Origin of the sequence: Novosphingobium profundi (assembly GCF_020524485.1) — a bacterium.
Classification (GTDB): domain Bacteria; phylum Pseudomonadota; class Alphaproteobacteria; order Sphingomonadales; family Sphingomonadaceae; genus Novosphingobium; species Novosphingobium profundi_A.
This window is the reverse complement of sequence record NZ_JAIVLF010000002.1, coordinates 1-15,477: the sequence shown is the minus strand read 5'-3', so window position 1 is coordinate 15,477 and position 15,477 is coordinate 1. Positions and strand designations below refer to the sequence as shown.

Below are 15,477 nucleotides of genomic sequence, written 5' to 3'. Positions count from 1 at the left end.
TGAAGGAGCCGATAGAGTCTGCCTGCGCTCGCCTGCGCTCAAGTCAGGCGCATCACAGGCGTGGCCCGCACGGCATCAAGGTCATAGGCCAATCCCGCGCAGCGGGTTCGTACATGTCCCAATGGCCGACAATTTCAGCTCCGCCCGGAGATCCTTCGAAACGACACCCAACAGACAGGCTGGAAATCGCCTCCCCCCTTATGCATTGATTCAGGAAATTTCCGGCCCCGATCGTCCTCGCCCGAAGCGCCAGCCTATACCGCTCTCACGCATGATCCCACCGCCTTCCTTCCCGATGTGCTTCGAGAGCACCTCGCGCCAGGGAACGAGCGTGAAATCACGCCCCTTCTCGACGAGCGCGAAGTGGGACGAAACGCCCTCCACACGGCGCGCGATGGTTCCCTCGACATAGTGGCCGGGCTGGCTCTCGACGAAGGGCTTGCCCAGTTCCTTCGAAAGATCTGCCGCAACCGTGAGCAATTCGCGCCTTTGCAGCGCAGCCATCGCCCCTGGTTTGAGCCGGAAACCCTGCCCGCGGCTTTCTCCGAGATCCTGGTCAATCAACCACTGCCTGCGCGCGGCCAATGCACCGCGAAGTTCGCGTCCGAAGCCTGCATCGCGCGCATGCAGATGCGAGGGGTGCTCCAGTTCACGATCGAGCCAGGTCGGCCCCTGTCCCAGAGCGAGATTTTCAAGCTTTCCCTTGGCGAGGACTTCGACCTCGAACGGCTGCTTGGCAACCTTGCGCTCTTCGAATTTCTGTACTTGCCCGAGGTGCTCACCGGCAATGCGCCAGGTCCCGTCGCGAGCGCGATCAAGATCCACTCCGCCCCGACGCAAGGCCTCGAGACGACGGACATGCGCCTCGATGAAGCCGTCACGCGCCGACGAATCGTGCAGCCGATGCAAGGTCTGCGAATAACGCCCATCATTGCGCTCGGCTATCGCGGCGACTGTACGATCAACGTCCAGAACCTCGCCTGCTCTCGGCGTGACCCGCACGACCGCCCGGTCCGGCAGCGCCTCGATCCCACCTCCTTGGCCCGCGTCGACGAAATGGCCCCGGCCATCGGTCCCGTCGACGAGCAGGAAATGCCGATCGCGATGTTCGTCGGCAAGTCCACGGATCAGGACGCGGCCCACCAGCGGCCCACTTTCCCGCTCGTGAATCTGGGCCTCGCGCTGGACCTTCGCACGGCTCATTTCGCGCTGCATGAGGGCGACGATGTCGCCGCGCTGCCCCATCTCGCGCAAGGTCTGCGCCAGATCGTCGGCAAGACGCCAGCGCCCAGCCCCCAGATCCTGCGCCACGTCCATCCGCTCGAGCGTGCGTAGCCGGCCCGTCTCGAGACCATGGCGAAAAGCGTCAGAGCCCTGCAGTACGATCTCGCGGTTGGCATCCATTCGCCCAAGCAGGCCTCTGTCGATCGAGGTCAAACGTTCCTGATCGATTTCGCGGCGAAGGCGCGCTTCGATTTCGTGCTCACTTCGCGGGCCCAGATCGCGCGTCACGATGTCCGAAGCGCGTTCGCGAATGCCATGCGAAATATAGTCGCGCGCGATGACGAGATCCCGCCCGCGATCATCGATCCCGCGAAGGACGATGTGACTGTGAGGATGGCCGGTGTTCGCATGATCGACGGCCACCCAGTCGAGCCTGGTATCGAGATCGCGTTCCATCTGGTTCATGAGGTCGCGCACGAAGGGCTTGAGGTCCTGATACTGATCGCCATCCTCGGGCGAGACGATGAAGCGAAACTGATGGCGATCCTCTCCGGCGCGCGCCAGGAATTCGCGCCCGTCGACCCGGTCGCTTTCGCGCGAATAGAGTTCGCCCGGTGCGCCCTCGCGGGTCACGCCGTCGCGCTGGACATAGGCAAGGTGCGCGCGCGCCGCACCGAGCCCCTTGCCGCGCAGGCGAACGAGGCTCGTCTTCACGACGACCCTGCGGGCATGCGCCCCGGCGCCATTCGTGCGCCCGGCCAGAATCCGCCCCGCGCCCGAGCCACGTCCGATCCACTTGCCTCCCTTCCCGCTGCCTCCACGCGCACGCTTGTGTCCATGGAGGCCGGCCGCCTGCGCCACCCGGTTCGCGTAGCCCTTTGGTCGGCGCCCACCGCTCGCGCGCTGGCGGCCGAGACGGGGTTCGAAATCATCCTCGCCGTCCACACATCACCCCCTTTCGCCCTGTCTCGCCACCGTCTCGCGAGCAAACGCCCTGTCTCGCCCAAAAACGATGTGCAGACAGATGCTTACAGGTGGCGCGAGACACCCTTTTCTCTTGCCCTCCGCCCCCTTCCTGCCGCTTCCAGTTTCCGTCGCCTGTTTCGCTCCTTCCACCTACTCGCCCCTGCCATCCGGCTCGATCGAGGAAGCGCCACCACCCCGTGCAGCGCCTCCGCAATGGCCTCGCCTCACCCAGGAGACGGGCCCTCCATGGAGGCAAGCAGGGCATGTGCCTCCACCTCGCTAGCGACGTCGCGCCGCGCAATGAGCCCGACGGCCAGGCCATCGCCATCGACGATGAGCCGTGCCACGAACCATGCCGTGCCAAGCTTTCCCATGATCGCGATGCGGTCGATATCCCCGCTTTCCTCCTCGCCCTCCCAGGCGCCGAGCCAGCGCTCGTCGCGCCGCGCCTCCCAGAGAAAGTCGCACTCCTCGGCATCGAGAAACCGCTGTGCGAGCCCGAGCCCGGCGCCATGGCCGAATTCGGCTTCGAGTCCCCGCACCAGCGTCTCCCAAGCATCGGCATTCTTCGAAATGGCAGGCGTAAATTCCAGCATGACACACTCCTCACGAGACCGTTCCCCGAAATCGGGAACGGCCCCGTGCGGGCGGGCGACGAGCGGTCTGTCAGGGCCGCCCGCAGCGCAGCGCGGGCGCCGCGAAGCGGACGCGGGGGGAGCCGATTTGCGCAGCAAATCGGGGGGTACCCGCGGGCCTTGAGAGAGCGGGCGGCGTCCGACACACTTGGTCTGTCCAGATGCGTTATCCCCCCTCTCGTCATGGCGTATCCACCCCCTTCAGCACTCCTTCCTGCTCGCCGCTCCGACCCGAGGACAGCTTGCCCGCGCGCGCCGGATCCTTGCGAATGGCGAACAATGGATCGCGCCCGCCGCTCTCCCCGCGCGATGCCTTAGCTGCCTGCGACGAAGCAGGATCACCGTCCCGGTCCCTGCCACTCGAGGACACGAAAAGAGGGGAAGCCCCTTCCCCATCGCGGCTTGCCAGGCCCTCGTTCTCAATGCCCATTGCCGCAAGATAGGCACGCGTTTCGGCGGGCAAGGCGCGCCCCTCGATATAGGCCTGATAGCGCGTCGGCCCTGCGTTGTAGGCGGCAAAGAGCCCGGGATAGCCGAAGCGCTCATGGAGCGTCTTCAGGTACCAGGCACCGGCGAGAATGTTGTCGCGCGGATTGTCGGGATCGGTCCCGAGCCCCAGTTCGGCGCGCAGGGCCCGCCAGGTCGCAGGCATGATCTGCATCAGCCCCATCGCGCCCTTGGGGCTGCGGATCGGGCGCCCATCACGCGTGCGATGCCCGCCGCTTTCGGCCTGCATGACCTTGCGGATCCAGCTTTCGGGCAGTTCGAAGCGCGTCGCGGCCTCGGCGATCTCACGCTGCCAGGTTGCGACACTTTCGACCGCAGCCCCACGAGGCCGGGCCTCCACCGGCGCGAGCGCGAGCAGGAGCGCGACACTGCTGGGCAGGACTTTCAGCGCGCCCACAGCAGCCTCGCGCGCCCGAGGATATCACGCCGCCTCGTCACCCCGAAATAGCGTCCGTCGAAGGACGCGGCAGCTTCGGGCATGAGCAGGAAATACTCGCCGCTTTCCAGATGCCGGCACCCCTGCCACCAGGGCATGGGCCGCCCATGCCCGTCGCGCCGTTCGCGCAGCGCGAGCACGACGCGGCCTTGCCAGATCGCGGTACCGCGCGCGCAGATCGTCGCCCCAGGGCCTGCCGCAATGCGCTTCACCAGCGGCACGTTGGCGGGCAGATAGCGTCGGCGCGCGGCCCATGCGCGCCATGCTTCGGGAAGGCGCGCGATGACCATGTCGCCGGTGCGCACCGGGCTGTCCGGTGCGACAAGGTAGAGCCCGACCGGCGCGCTGGCGCTCGCGTTCCAGACCAGACGCGCGCGCGGCGGAACAAGCGCGGTTACAAGGACAAGTCCGCACAGAAGCGCGGCGAGGAAGCCCATGCGCCTATGGACCTTGCGCCGCCGCGTGCGCTCCATCCGGGCGCAGCGCAAGGTATCGCCGACGGCACGAAGCGGCGCATCGCCGCGCGAGGTGCGAAGCCCCCTCATGACCGGTACGCCTTGCCCGCGTTGGCCTCGCTCCAGGCATCGAGATCATCGATGTGGTACTGGACGAAGCGGCTGTGACGGCGAAACACGGGCCCCTCGCCGCGCCGCCGCAGGCGCTTGAGCAGGCGCGAGGACATCTTGAGATAGGCGGCAGCCTGGTCGGTGTTGAGGAAGGGCGATCCGCGCTTGGCGCGCTGCGCGCGCTCGAAGGCATCTGCGTCGCGGGGGTCTTTCATGGGCATCTCCATCGCGTTCGCGAGGAGGCCCCGTGCCGCCCCGCTGCGACACCGGGTCTGGGCCATGCGCCCCCGATCGGTCAGGGTCGGATTGGGCTATAGGCAAATTCGACCCTCCCCCGGGCTTTGCGCCCTTTCACTGCCCTTTGTGCCGTGCGCACGGACCTGCCTTACCGGACGAGTCCGGTGCGGACAGATGAGCGGAGACGTGGAGAGAAAAGGCCCGGTCAGGCGCTGGCGAGACGTGCCTGGCACAGCGCCTCGACTTCGCGCTGGAGCTGCTCGACGCGCTGCGAAATCCATTCGAGTTCCTCGGGGCGGATCGAGTAGTGCGGCGAGTAGCGGGCCTTGACGTAGGCCTGCTGGAGGAGCTCGAAACAGCGCCGAGAAAAACGGGAGTCGCGCGGCCAGATGGGGATCAGGTCGCGCGCCACGTCCTCGGCCCGGCCGCGCAGGAAATTAAGGTTGTGCGACTTGGGGCTGTAGAGCGTGAGGACGAGCAGCGCGGTGTGGTAGAGGTGCTCGGTCGCCTGGTGCAACATGAAGGCCGCGTGCTTGTGAAGGCCTTGTCCAGCCATCATGTGGGCACCCTTCAAAAAGCCCCCTGCACTCTCGAACCACTGCGCGAAATGGACCTTCGCCTCCTCCAGCGCCTCGGCCGGATCGAGCGGGCTGGGCTTGACGAATTCCTGGCTGTCGAGGCTGTAGAGCGCCACCCCGTCGCGCAGGATGTCGAGGAAGAAGGGCCGCCCGCGCGAGAGCTGGAAATTGACGTCCTGGAGCGAGTGGACGACGAGGCTGACGGGCGCGGAAAGCCGCTTGGCGATGGCGTATTCGCGCATCAGGTGGTCATCGGCCTTGCCCCAGTACTCGACCTGGTCGGCGAGGCGCTCGTCGTTGACGACGACGAGGATGTCGTAGTCGGAAAAGTACTCGCCGAGCGGGTCCCAGACCCAGTCGCCGCGCGCGTAGGAGCCATAGAGAATGACCTTGAGGATCCGGCCCTGGCGCTTCCACTTCTGCGTCGCGAGCGCGAGCACGTCCTCGAATTCGGAAAAGATGATCTCGACCACGCGCGCGAGGTCGCGGCGCTTGCGGTCGGGGAGATGGTCGAGGTCGGTCTTCATGGCAGGCTCCTGATTCTAGAGGGTTTGCGCCCGAGGGCAACCATGCGTTGCGCCCCCACTGCTACAGGCGTTCACGAGAGGCCCCGCCGCCCTGGCGAGCGCCGCCCGGCGACAGAGCCGGACGGCGCGCACGGCCCTCAGTCGGCCGGGTTCCAGATGATCGCGAAGCTGTCCTCATCGTCCTGACCCGCCGCGCGCCCGAGGTTGGCGTAGAGGCGGCGCGGCCCGAATTCCGGGGCGGCGAGGCTGAGCGAGACGTAGTCGTTGCCCGAGCTTTCCGAGCGACGCAGCCAGCCGGCCCCGACCTCGATGCCGTTCGAGGTGACGCGATAATCGGGATGGCTCTCGCTGGTCTTGCGGGTGTTGGGCGCGATCTCGACCTCGGCGCGGATCGAGAGAGTGCGAAGCTGGCCCTTGAACGAGCGGCCTTCGCGGGTGACGTATCCGATGGCGGGCATTGTCCTTCTCCTTGCTGGATGCGGTCCGGAACCGATTTTCCGGGCGACGGGCAGACCGCGCGGACCGGGCAAGGGGCGCGGTGAACCGCAAGGCCGCAGCGCATGCGAAGGACCGGAAGCGATCCCGCCTGTTTGGGCGCCTTGGCGCCATGCGCGAGGAGCCCGCCTGCGGGCGGGGAAACAGGTGGGGCGCGATGGTTTCACCGGGTCCCGACCGGTCCAGGTCCCGCCCCGAACGCCGGAACGGAACCGGGCCAGATTGGTCCTGTTCAAGGTGTGCAAGCCCGCCTCACGCCGGATCGAAGCCAGGGCGCGCCGTGTCCCGTTCACGCCAGGCTTTCGCGGCCCGATTTCGCCGGAAGGACAACGCTGATCCCTACGCGGCAAGCGCCTGCGCTGCCCCGTCGCGGTCGTCAAAATGCGGAAATGCGCCAGGTAAGAAACGGCCTGTGAAACGAGCATGGAGACGGGTGATCGCAGGCCCGCTTCCCCCTCTTGCCGGGACCGGTCCGAGCCCCGCTTCGCTCTCTCAGCCCGCGGCCGCGGGACAGATCGCGGCGAGGCGCCCGCCCTCATCCCAACGCGGCTTGTAGATCGCCGCGCCCTGCGCCAATTGCCAGCAGGACAGGTCGCCCCTGGCCCCGGCAACGAGGCCCAGCGTGCGCCCGTAGCGGTCGGTTCCGAGCCGCTCGATCCGCAAGGGCCCTTCCATCGCCTCGCGCAATTGGCGCGTTGCCGCCACCGGATCGCCGGGCGCGCAGGCGCGCCCCTTGCGGCAATGTCCGGGAAGCTCGGGCGCATCGATGCCAACGAGACGAATGCGCTCCGCGCCGCAGGCGAGCGTATCGCCATCGATCGCGCGGCAGGAGCCGAGCGGCGCGCCCGTGCGGTCCGACGACGCGCGCGCGGCAACCTCGCTTCGCGGCGGCAAATAACGCGAGAGATAACCGCCCGTCCCGCCGACCAGTGCCGCCAGGAGAAGCAGGCCCGCGCCCAGTGCGATGCGCCGCGCACGCTTGCGGCGCCGATGCCGCGCCAGATCGCCAAGGGCGCGCGAAGCGCGGTGTCGGCCCGCCCGCGTCATCGCCGCGCCATGACCGGACCGGTCGCGCCGCACAGGCTGCAAGCCTCGCGCGCACGCACGAAGCCCTCGTGCCCCGCCAGCGCGTGCATGGCGATCTCGACGTCGCCCTCGCCACGTTCGACCAGGGCGGCAAGACAGGCCGGGCACACTGGCTCGGGGCGCAGGCGCGTGACGAGCCGGGCGACGGCCTCGCGGGTCTGGTCCATGATGATCCTTTCTCGTGCGATGCGCCATGCCGGGCGGTACCTGTGCGTGCAAGCCCGCGCGGGCGTTTATCCGATGCCGCCGCACCAGCCAGTGGCTGGGGGGCCTGTCGAAACGCGCGCGGCGGCCATCGCCCCTGCGCCGCGCCTGGGCCCGCCTTCTGGCCGCCTTCTGGCCAGCTTTGCGCGGCGCGCCGTTCGGGGAGCGGCCCTACCGGCCGCTCCCCTTTCCTACCAGCCGGCTCGCGTCAGGGACGGTCTGCCGAGAGCCTGCTCAGGGCGACGGCACCGTGTCACAACCCTCGCCCAGCCCCCAGCCACTGGTCTGTGCGCGGGCATGGGCGTCGCAAGGCCCGACACCCCCGCGCGCGGTATAAGCCGAGGGCGGGAAGGTCATCCAGCGCGGCACCCAACCCTCGCGCACCGGGCGATCAGCTGTCCCGTGCAGGTGATCGCCAAGGATCGTGCGCAAGGTCCTGCACGGCTCCCTGGCGTTGGCGCGGGCGCTCGCTTCGCCTGCGACCTCGCCGACCAGCGCGGTAAGCACTTCGCGGTCGCGCAGGGTGTCGAGAAACGCCGCGTCGCCCTGCCACCACGCCGCCATGTCGAGGCCCAGATGGCCGCCCAGCGCCTCGACGAACGGGCTTCCCGCCGCGAGGCTTTCGCCCATGGCAAGCGCCACAAGGTCGAGCACCGCCGCATCGGGCAGGTCGAGAAGGCGCACGAACAGCGCGACGACGTCGAGGCCGTGCGCGCCGGTCAGCGGACGCCGCGCGTCGGGCCTATAATTCTCTTCGCCTTCGGCCTCAGCCTGCAGCCCGTCCCCGTCCGGACCGGCATAGGAAGGCCCCTCCTCGCCGGACGTGGCGGACGCCAGAAGCGCGCGCAGCGCCTGTCGGCGCGCGGCAAAAACCGCCTCGCCCCGGCTCGCCGCGAGACTCTTGGCAATGGCCAGATTGCGGCAGGCCTGCGGCTCGGGTGAGACACGCCACAGGCTCGATCCGGCAAGGACATGGGCGACCATGGCGCGCAGCGCGACCTGCGGAGCGTCGAGCAAGGCGGCGCGAAGGGCCGCGTGGCGATGCAGGTCGAGATAGGAGCGCGTCGTCGCGGTGATCTCGGGACGCGCGGGACGCTCGAAGTCTGTGCCTTGCTCGCCGTCTGCTTTCCGGCGAGCCGCCTCACGGCGCGGCAGATAGCCCTCGTGGATCACGACCTCGCCATTGCCGCGCACGTCGATGTAGACGCGCCCGCCCTTGCGCTTGGGCGTCTTTTCGTGCTCCCACGACTGGAAATACGCCTCGGGCCCAAGCACGCGCGCGTCGGCCCAGCCCGCCTCTATCGCGGCGCAGCGGCGCGCTTCGATCGCGGCGTTCTGCAAGGTCCAGAAGGCCTCACCATCGGCGAAATAGGTGTCCTCGCCGAAGAGGTCGGTGACGAGCGCCAGCCCGCTTTGCGCGGCGTCGAAGAGGGCATGGCGCGCCGGGATCGAGGGGCCGCCGAGCACCCAACCCTTGACCTGCCAGCCAAGCGGAGCGTTGGCATCGGGATCCTCGAAAAGGGCGATCCAGGCCTTCTGGCGCGCCTTGGTGGCAAGCGTGAGGTGCCGCATGGTGACCGCATCGATCTTCTCGGCCCGGTAGAGCTCGCGAATGCGCGGCAGGAGGTTGCCGAGCGCGAGCGCGCGGCGCACCGCCAGTTCGGGCAAGGCGAAGGTCGCTGCGATGTCCGCAATTTTGCGCCCTTCGCGCACGAGGCGGGTGAAGCATTCCCAGCGGGCCAGTTCGTCCGGATCGAGCCGCGCCACGTTCTCGATGAGCGAGGCTTCGAGGGCAGCGGCGTCGTCCGCCTCGTCGAGCACCGCGCAGGGCAGCACGGGCGGCTCGCCCTGGCCTGGAGGCGGGGAGCCTCTGTCCTTGTCCGCGTCCTTCGTGCCTTCGCGTGCGACCAGCGTGGCGGCGTGGAAACGGCGCGCGCCCGCGACGATCTCGAAGCGTTGAGGCCGCCCGTCGCCATCCGTCTCCCCTTGCGGAACGGGGCGCACGAGGACCGGCTGGAGCACGCCGCGCGCCCGGACGCTGGGCAGGATGTCCGATACGTCGGGGGCCTTGCGCGCGTGGCGCATGTTGGCTTTGGAGACGCTGAGCTTGTCAAGTTCGATGAATTGCAGTTTCATGGGTCACAACACTCCTTCTTGCAGTGTGGACCGGTCCTTCACGCATGTTTCGTGATGGGAAGGCGCGTGTCGGGCCGGTCTTTTCGCGGGGAGCGCACGGGCGATCCGCCCGCTCCCCGGGCTTTCATTCGCGCAGGCGCGAAAGTTGCAGATTCCGTGCCGGGCTGATTCCCACTGGGCTGGCTCCCGCCGGGCTGGCCCCAACAGGACTGGCGACGCCGCGCGTGAGGCCAAGCTCGTCCGCGAGGCGTTCGAGCAGTATTTGGGCGCCGTCGATCGAGCGCGTCAGGCGCGCCGCCGCGCACCACGCCGACAGGCGGTGCGGTGTGAAAAAGCGCAAGTCGCGCACCACGCGCGCGCCTTCGTCTGAGCCGAACGCGGACACATCGCTGAGCGAAAAATAGCCGGGCTCGGGAGAAGCTGAACCGGTATCGGCAAGGCCATAGAGCCAGGCCCCGTCCGCGCTGAGTTCGGTGCAGAGCCAGCGCGCGGGTCCACCGCGTTCGACGAGCCGGACCAGGGGGCGCGGATCGAAGCCGGGCCAGGCCCTGCTCTGGCGCGCGTTGGCCAGGAGCAGCGAGCGGGTCACGGGAGACAGCAGGCTCACGAGCCTTCCTCCCGGTCCGAGGTGGCAGCGCCCGATTTCGCGGCCTCGTGGCGGCTCAGCAGCCAGTCGGCGGCCTTCGAGGCAAGTGAGGCGGCACGAAAGATCGCGCGGGAGTCCTCGCGCAGCACCTCGAGCCAGGCCCCGAGGTAGTCGGCGTGGCGCACGCTCGGGCGAATGCCGAGCGCGGCAAGCGTGAAGGCCGCGCCGAGTTCGGCGACGAGCTCCTCGCGCGCGTAGTCCTTCGAGCCGAAACGGCCGGTGAGCGTACGGCCAAGGCGCGAGGCATGACCCGTTGCGTGGCAAAGTTCATGGCAGGCGGTCCGGTAGAAATTGACCGGATCGTGAAAGGCCGGATGCGGGGGAACCTGCACGAAATCGGCCCCGGGTGCGTAGAAGGCCTTGTCGCCGCCGATGCGAAAGTCGACGCCCGAGGCGGCAATGAGCGCCTCGCCTTCGGGTTCGACCGCGCATTCGGGCAAGGGGGCTGCAGGCTCCAGCAACTGCGTGTCCAGCCCCTCGCACTGGGCGAGATTGAAGAGGGTGAAGCGCTTCAGGAAAGGAACGCTGCGCGCTTCCTCGCCGCTTTCGTTCGCGCGCGCCTTTTCCGCGCTCGGCGTGAAGCGGTCGGCGTAGACGACGCACGTGCCTTCCTCGCCCTTGCGCACATGGCCGCCGAGCGCGCGGGCCTGCCGGTAGGTGAGCCAGCCCTGCGTGGGCCAGCCGCGCGCGATGACCGCCCCCCACAGCAAGAGCACGTTGATGCCCGAATAGGCGCGCTGGCTTACCGCGTTGCGCGGAAGCGAAGGCGCAAGCCCGGCCTCGCCGGGCGAACAGGTCCAGGGCTGCACCCACGGGAAGCGCCCGGCTTCGAGTTCGCCCACGATCCGCGTGGTCACCTCCTCGTAAAGCGAGGCGCGCCCTTCACCGCGACCGCGCGGCCCACCGCATGGCCTGCCGCGCGCGGGGCTCCTCGCCTTGCCCCCCGCGTGTCCCTGCGAACCCGGCGCCACCTCTCCTGCCCTCGTGCTGCGATCGACCATGGAACACTCCTTCCTCCTGCCTTCGCCCCATGCCTCGCGGCGCAAGGCGCGAGGGTGGGCGGCACGGATCCAGGTCGCGGGCCCGCCGGCACGCAGCGCCCTCACCCGCCGCCGTTCCGGCACGGAACGGCAAGGGCCGCAACGCATGTGAAGGAGCCGGGCCCAAGGGCCCGGCTTGACGGCGCTGCAGGCGGGCCCAGCCGGGAGCCCGTCCACCCGCGCCTTGCCGCCGCAGGCACCCTTCCACAGCGCCGCGGGAACAGGCGGACCGGTACGGCCCGCCCCCGCGTCCGCATGGCCGGGCGACACGGCCAGGCGCCAGCGGCGCCCGGCCCCACGCGCCAGCGATCGTCGCCGCAAGGCCGGGACCCGCTTGCGGGGCCCGGGGCCAGGCGCGCCGCGCCGCAGGTCCAGAGCGCGGTCGCGGACGGCACGGCCGCGAGGCGCCCGAACTCCCGCTTGTCTCACCGTAATTTTGAAGTACTGATCAAGCCGGACCGGACCAAAGATCGATCACGCCAAAACCTGTCTGCGAACGCCTATGCCGCGTAAGGCCCTCGTAATCGGCGAGGTCTAAGCCGCGCGCACGTAGGGGCTTACTGCCCAGCCGTCGTGCCCCCGCGATCGGCCCCTCTACGAGAGCCCAATAAGACGCGATCGCCCCCCTCACCTGATCTCCCCCCCTGACCGGACAATGGGTCCCTAAGCCTGCCGGCCAGGACATTCATGGGCCTGGCCTGGTACCTTTGCCGCCACCCGATCAGCGGCGGGCGCGCAGCAGCTCGCGATATCCACCCGCCGCCAGGGCCCGCGCCTCGAGCACGAGGCGACGCAGGCGCGAACGCTGCGCGTCACCGCCCTCGCCATCGCGCCAGGCAAGATCGGGCCACAAGGTGCTGGCGATCACGCGCTGGCTCGCGCCCGCCTCGAGCGCATCATGAACGCGCAAGGCCTCGATCCAGCGCGCGATGCGCGGATCGGGCGGGAACAGCGAGGGCGAGAAACGGGCGTGGACGCACAGCGCCAGGAGCCGGCGCAGGGTCAGAACCCTTGCCGTGGCCGCATGAACGCCGGCAAGGCGATAGGACAGGACAACCGCCCCCTCCTGCAGCGATCCGGTCACGACGTCGAGACGGATGCGCCGCCGCCCATCGGACAGGACGGCGTATTCGCGCCCGCTCGCGTCCCTGGCGATCGTGAGAAACACAGCGAGGCTCGCCGGATCGAACCGGTCGGGATCGTTGGGAGCGGAGGGCGCGGCGTCGACCTCGAGTGCTCCGGGATCAAGCGCGGCACGCCAGATGATCCGCGCCCGGGGGGCATCCCGGGCCGGGTCCTCGGCGAAAGTGCAGCCCCCAGTCGCGCGGAGCAAGGTCAAGACACCCATCCGCCTCGACCAGGTCGCGCGTCGCGCGAGGCCCGCCCGTCACGTGCGAGGCGCGCGCCTGCCAGGCGACATAACCGGCGTCGCGGCGCAGCCACTCCCACATCACCCCCGCGCGGTCGGTTTCGGCAAGGCGCGCATAGGCCGGCGCGTCGCGCCAGTCGGGAAGATGGGGCGCCCCGGCCAAGAGCGGTCAGCAAAGGCTTGCAGGGGTAACCGGCCGAACGCCGGGCGTCCGGCATGTGACATCGCGCACAATATATGACACTATCGTGACATAACTGCCGGCCCGGCCGCGTGAGAAACGGACGGGCAAGGCCAGAACTCGGGAAGGGGCGATCGGCGGGGCACCGGTGGCAAGAGGACCGGCCGACGTTCGCGACATCGCAGTTTGGACACGCAAGGACTGAAGGCCGTTTCGCCGCTGATCGCGGCGATCGAGGCCAGCGACAGCATCGCGCAGCTGGGCGAAGCGCTCGCCCATGCCACGCGCGAGATGGGTTTCGACAGCTACGCGCTCACGCATCACGTCGACATGCGGCGCACCCGCTGGCAGGCGATCCGCCTGCATGATTATCCTCTCGACTGGGCCGACTACTACGACCGCCATGGCTTCGGCATACGCGATCCGGTGCACCGCGCGAGCCATCTGACCACCGTCGGTTTCGCCTGGCCCCGCCTCGGCGAGTTCCTCGCGCTGAGCGAGGAGGACGAGACCTTCCTCGAACGCGCCCGTAGCGAGGGGATCGGCACCGGCTTCACGGTTCCCGCGCACATTCCCGGCGAGGCGCACGGCTCGGTCTCCTTCGTCAACGCCGTGGGCAAACCGCTGCCCCACGCGGCCCTGCCGCTTGCCCAGCTGGTAGGCGCCTACGCGTTCGAACGGGCCCGGCGGCTCTGGCGCCTGCGCGAGCCACTGCATCCGGCCGGCAACGACAACGCCGATCGCGCATCGCCCCGGCTTACGCCGCGCGAGCGCGAATGCCTCGTTCTCGTCGCGCGCGGCAAGAGCAACTGGGAGATCGGGCGGATCCTGGGGATCAGCGACCAGACCGCCGCGCTTCACGTGCGCAATGCCTGCCGGCGTTACCATGTGCACAAGCGCTCCTTCCTCGCGATACGCGCGCTGTTCGACGGTTCACTGAGTTTCATCGAGATCCTGCGCCCCTGACCATACCGCAAATGCGGTATGGTCGGTGCCGACGCCTCCCGCGCATCCTTGGTTCTTCCACCAAGACCAGGGAGCTTTCACCATGTCCGCTCATGTATCAGCGTCGAACCAGCCGATCCCCGATGCGCTCCTGCGCGCAATGTTCGAAGCGCGAAAGTCGGTCTTCGTCGATCTGCTCAAATGGGACGTGCCAGTCCTCGAGGGGCGCTATGAGATCGACCAGTTCGACGATTCCCACGCCCGCTACGTCATCATCGCCGACCGGCAGGGCAGGCACCTTGGCTCCGCGCGGCTCCTCGAGACCGAGCGGCCACACCTTCTGTCAAGCTTCTATGCGCAGCTGTGCGAAGGTCCCGTACCGCAAGGTCCGGCCATCCGCGAGGTCACGCGCTTCTGTCTCGACCGACGCCTGCGCGCCGCCGAGCGCCGCGGCGTGCGCAACGCGCTCGTCCATGGCCTGGTCGATCACGCCCTGAAAGAAGGGATAAGCGCCTTCACCGCGATCGCCGCGCTCGGCTGGTTCCAGCAGATCCTCGCCTTCGGGTGGACATGCCGTCCGCTCGGCCTTCCGACGAAACTGGGCGGCGAGACGCTGGGCGCCCTGCGCATCGAGATCGGCCCTGAAACCCCTGCCCTCCTCGAGCGCGCGGGAATCGATCGCACGAGCCCATCCCCGGACCTCATGCACTACGCCGCCTGATCCGAGGGGGCCATGAACGCGGGCGCGACATCGGAACGCATCCACGAGACCATCCGGGAGCGGATCCTGAGCGCGCAATTGCATCCCGGCGACCGGCTCGATCCCGCCAGTCTCGCCAGCGCGCTAGCCGCAAGCACCACGCCGGTGCGCGAGGCGCTGTGCCGGCTCGTCGGCGAAGGTCTCGTCGAGACGCGCCCGGGCAGCGGCTTCCACCTTCCGCTGCTCGACGAGCCAGGGCTGCGTGACCGGATCGCCTGGTCGCGCAGCCTTTCACTTGTCGCCCTTCGTGAAGCGCCGCCTGAACACCTGCCCCGGATTGCACGCGAGCCGGACAGGGCAGCCGGCGCCGATGCCTCGGAATACTACGCGCAGGAGGTCGCGCGGCGCCTGGAGGGGCTCGCGCACGCTTCGGGCAATTGCGAAATCGTGGACACAATGGCGCGAACGAACGCGCGCCTTTTCGCCGTGCGTATGTGCGAGCCTGCCCTGTTCGAGGACACGGCCGAGGAACTTGCCCGCCTCGACGCCGCGCTGCGCGAGACCGACACCCGGCGGCTCACCCGCCTCCTCAACACCTGGCACCGGCGCCGCGAGCGCCACGCCGGCCAACTCGTACGCCTGCGTTATCGGCCACAATAACCAGTGCAACGGCGCGCCTTTGACTTTCCCTGTGACGTCGCTCGTCCAGCGCGCGCCAAAGGGCGGATTTAATATTCGCGATATCGAATCCGTATAAAGTTCGAATAACGCGCGCCGCGCCATAACCTTGGTCCTGTCGCCAATTCCGGCGGCCATGAACGAGGAGCAAGACCATGGAACGTAGCGAACGCGAAATCCGCCCCATCGAACTCGGCGCGGCCAGCGTCGAGACGAAGGGTATCCTTCCCGGTGACCAGGACGTCGCCCAGGGCAACCCCAACGCCGGCCTGACCGACGACTGACTCCCGATCGTGGTGCGCAGCCTCGAGGGCTGCGCAC

The 15,477-nt window shown here is 68.7% G+C and carries 18 protein-coding genes; 4 read left to right on the top strand and 14 right to left on the bottom strand.

Annotated features, from left to right (window positions below):
* Positions 1-210: 210 nt before the first annotated feature.
* The 14 genes from rlxS to LC060_RS21110 all read right to left on the bottom strand — a co-directional run bounded on the left by rlxS (position 211) and on the right by LC060_RS21110 (position 12,734).
* The gene (gene rlxS / locus LC060_RS06310) at positions 211-2,169 is read right to left on the bottom strand and encodes a relaxase/mobilization nuclease RlxS (protein ID WP_226633688.1); all 1,959 of its coding nucleotides are present in this window, start codon (positions 2,167-2,169) and stop codon (positions 211-213) included.
* Positions 2,170-2,414: 245 nt separating this feature from the next.
* Positions 2,415-2,786, bottom strand: coding sequence for a hypothetical protein (locus tag LC060_RS06305; protein WP_226633686.1), 372 nt, complete (start codon positions 2,784-2,786; stop codon positions 2,415-2,417).
* 220 nt (positions 2,787-3,006) lie between these two features.
* Positions 3,007-3,729 carry a lytic transglycosylase domain-containing protein gene (locus LC060_RS06300; RefSeq protein ID WP_413465091.1) on the bottom strand — a complete coding sequence of 241 codons (723 nt, stop codon included), beginning with the start codon at positions 3,727-3,729 and terminating at the stop codon, positions 3,007-3,009.
* Positions 3,717-4,313, bottom strand: a complete 597-nt coding sequence (locus tag LC060_RS06295) for a S26 family signal peptidase (protein WP_226633684.1) — start codon at positions 4,311-4,313, stop codon at positions 3,717-3,719. Before LC060_RS06295 ends, LC060_RS06300 begins: the two co-directional genes overlap by 13 nt.
* On the bottom strand, positions 4,310-4,549 hold the full coding sequence (locus tag LC060_RS06290; protein ID WP_214201592.1) for a helix-turn-helix domain-containing protein: 240 nt from the start codon (positions 4,547-4,549) through the stop codon (positions 4,310-4,312). The genes LC060_RS06295 and LC060_RS06290 overlap by 4 nt, the downstream gene beginning before the upstream one ends.
* Positions 4,550-4,776: 227 nt before the next feature.
* Positions 4,777-5,676, bottom strand: coding sequence for a HEPN domain-containing protein (locus tag LC060_RS06285; protein ID WP_226633682.1), 900 nt, complete (start codon positions 5,674-5,676; stop codon positions 4,777-4,779).
* A 137-nt stretch (positions 5,677-5,813) separates the two neighbouring features.
* A complete protein-coding gene (locus tag LC060_RS06280; protein WP_214201591.1) occupies positions 5,814-6,134 on the bottom strand; it encodes a DUF736 domain-containing protein in 321 nt (106 codons plus the stop codon).
* Positions 6,135-6,663: 529 nt separating this feature from the next.
* On the bottom strand, positions 6,664-7,218 hold the full coding sequence (locus LC060_RS21015; RefSeq protein WP_319005407.1) for a hypothetical protein: 555 nt from the start codon (positions 7,216-7,218) through the stop codon (positions 6,664-6,666).
* Positions 7,215-7,424 carry a hypothetical protein gene (locus LC060_RS06270; protein ID WP_226633680.1) on the bottom strand — a complete coding sequence of 70 codons (210 nt, stop codon included), beginning with the start codon at positions 7,422-7,424 and terminating at the stop codon, positions 7,215-7,217. Before LC060_RS06270 ends, LC060_RS21015 begins: the two co-directional genes overlap by 4 nt.
* Before the next feature lie 271 nt (positions 7,425-7,695).
* The gene (locus LC060_RS06265; RefSeq protein WP_226633679.1) at positions 7,696-9,597 is read right to left on the bottom strand and encodes a ParB/RepB/Spo0J family partition protein; all 1,902 of its coding nucleotides are present in this window, start codon (positions 9,595-9,597) and stop codon (positions 7,696-7,698) included.
* A 124-nt stretch (positions 9,598-9,721) separates the two neighbouring features.
* Entirely contained in the window at positions 9,722-10,204 is a 483-nt protein-coding gene (locus LC060_RS06260) for a DUF2958 domain-containing protein (protein WP_226633677.1), read from the bottom strand.
* Positions 10,201-11,244, bottom strand: coding sequence for an ArdC family protein (locus LC060_RS06255; RefSeq protein ID WP_226633675.1), 1,044 nt, complete (start codon positions 11,242-11,244; stop codon positions 10,201-10,203). The genes LC060_RS06260 and LC060_RS06255 overlap by 4 nt, the downstream gene beginning before the upstream one ends.
* Before the next feature lie 760 nt (positions 11,245-12,004).
* On the bottom strand, positions 12,005-12,622 hold the full coding sequence (locus LC060_RS06250; protein ID WP_226633673.1) for a DNA -binding domain-containing protein: 618 nt from the start codon (positions 12,620-12,622) through the stop codon (positions 12,005-12,007).
* Positions 12,528-12,734, bottom strand: a complete 207-nt coding sequence (locus LC060_RS21110; RefSeq protein WP_413465092.1) for a transcriptional regulator domain-containing protein — start codon at positions 12,732-12,734, stop codon at positions 12,528-12,530. Before LC060_RS21110 ends, LC060_RS06250 begins: the two co-directional genes overlap by 95 nt.
* Positions 12,735-13,019: 285 nt before the next feature.
* Here LC060_RS21110 and LC060_RS06240 point away from each other — a divergent pair, with 285 nt between their 5' ends.
* The 4 genes from LC060_RS06240 to LC060_RS06225 all read left to right on the top strand — a co-directional run bounded on the left by LC060_RS06240 (position 13,020) and on the right by LC060_RS06225 (position 15,440).
* Entirely contained in the window at positions 13,020-13,799 is a 780-nt protein-coding gene (locus tag LC060_RS06240) for a LuxR family transcriptional regulator (protein WP_226633669.1), read from the top strand.
* Positions 13,800-13,881: 82 nt separating this feature from the next.
* A complete protein-coding gene (locus LC060_RS06235) occupies positions 13,882-14,499 on the top strand; it encodes an acyl-homoserine-lactone synthase (protein WP_226633668.1) in 618 nt (205 codons plus the stop codon).
* A 12-nt stretch (positions 14,500-14,511) separates the two neighbouring features.
* On the top strand, positions 14,512-15,138 hold the full coding sequence (locus LC060_RS06230; protein WP_226633666.1) for a GntR family transcriptional regulator: 627 nt from the start codon (positions 14,512-14,514) through the stop codon (positions 15,136-15,138).
* Positions 15,139-15,311: 173 nt separating this feature from the next.
* A complete protein-coding gene (locus LC060_RS06225) occupies positions 15,312-15,440 on the top strand; it encodes a benenodin family lasso peptide (protein ID WP_226633657.1) in 129 nt (42 codons plus the stop codon).
* Positions 15,441-15,477: the final 37 nt, after the last annotated feature.

Bases quoted from the DNA above. Each gene is read 5' to 3' on its own strand.
- LC060_RS06230 (WP_226633666.1), top strand. From the start codon at position 14,512: ATGAACGCGGGCGCGACATCGGAACGCATCCACGAGACCATCCGGGAG.
- LC060_RS06285 (WP_226633682.1), bottom strand. From the start codon at position 5,676: ATGAAGACCGACCTCGACCATCTCCCCGACCGCAAGCGCCGCGACCTC.
- LC060_RS06280 (WP_214201591.1), bottom strand. From the start codon at position 6,134: ATGCCCGCCATCGGATACGTCACCCGCGAAGGCCGCTCGTTCAAGGGC.
- LC060_RS06255 (WP_226633675.1), bottom strand. From the start codon at position 11,244: ATGGTCGATCGCAGCACGAGGGCAGGAGAGGTGGCGCCGGGTTCGCAG.
- LC060_RS06270 (WP_226633680.1), bottom strand. From the start codon at position 7,424: ATGGACCAGACCCGCGAGGCCGTCGCCCGGCTCGTCACGCGCCTGCGC.
- LC060_RS06305 (WP_226633686.1), bottom strand. From the start codon at position 2,786: ATGCTGGAATTTACGCCTGCCATTTCGAAGAATGCCGATGCTTGGGAG.
- LC060_RS06290 (WP_214201592.1), bottom strand. From the start codon at position 4,549: ATGAAAGACCCCCGCGACGCAGATGCCTTCGAGCGCGCGCAGCGCGCC.
- LC060_RS06265 (WP_226633679.1), bottom strand. From the start codon at position 9,597: ATGAAACTGCAATTCATCGAACTTGACAAGCTCAGCGTCTCCAAAGCC.
- LC060_RS06225 (WP_226633657.1), top strand. From the start codon at position 15,312: ATGGAACGTAGCGAACGCGAAATCCGCCCCATCGAACTCGGCGCGGCC.
- LC060_RS21015 (WP_319005407.1), bottom strand. From the start codon at position 7,218: ATGACGCGGGCGGGCCGACACCGCGCTTCGCGCGCCCTTGGCGATCTG.
- LC060_RS06295 (WP_226633684.1), bottom strand. From the start codon at position 4,313: ATGAGGGGGCTTCGCACCTCGCGCGGCGATGCGCCGCTTCGTGCCGTC.
- LC060_RS06235 (WP_226633668.1), top strand. From the start codon at position 13,882: ATGTCCGCTCATGTATCAGCGTCGAACCAGCCGATCCCCGATGCGCTC.
- LC060_RS21110 (WP_413465092.1), bottom strand. From the start codon at position 12,734: ATGTGGGAGTGGCTGCGCCGCGACGCCGGTTATGTCGCCTGGCAGGCG.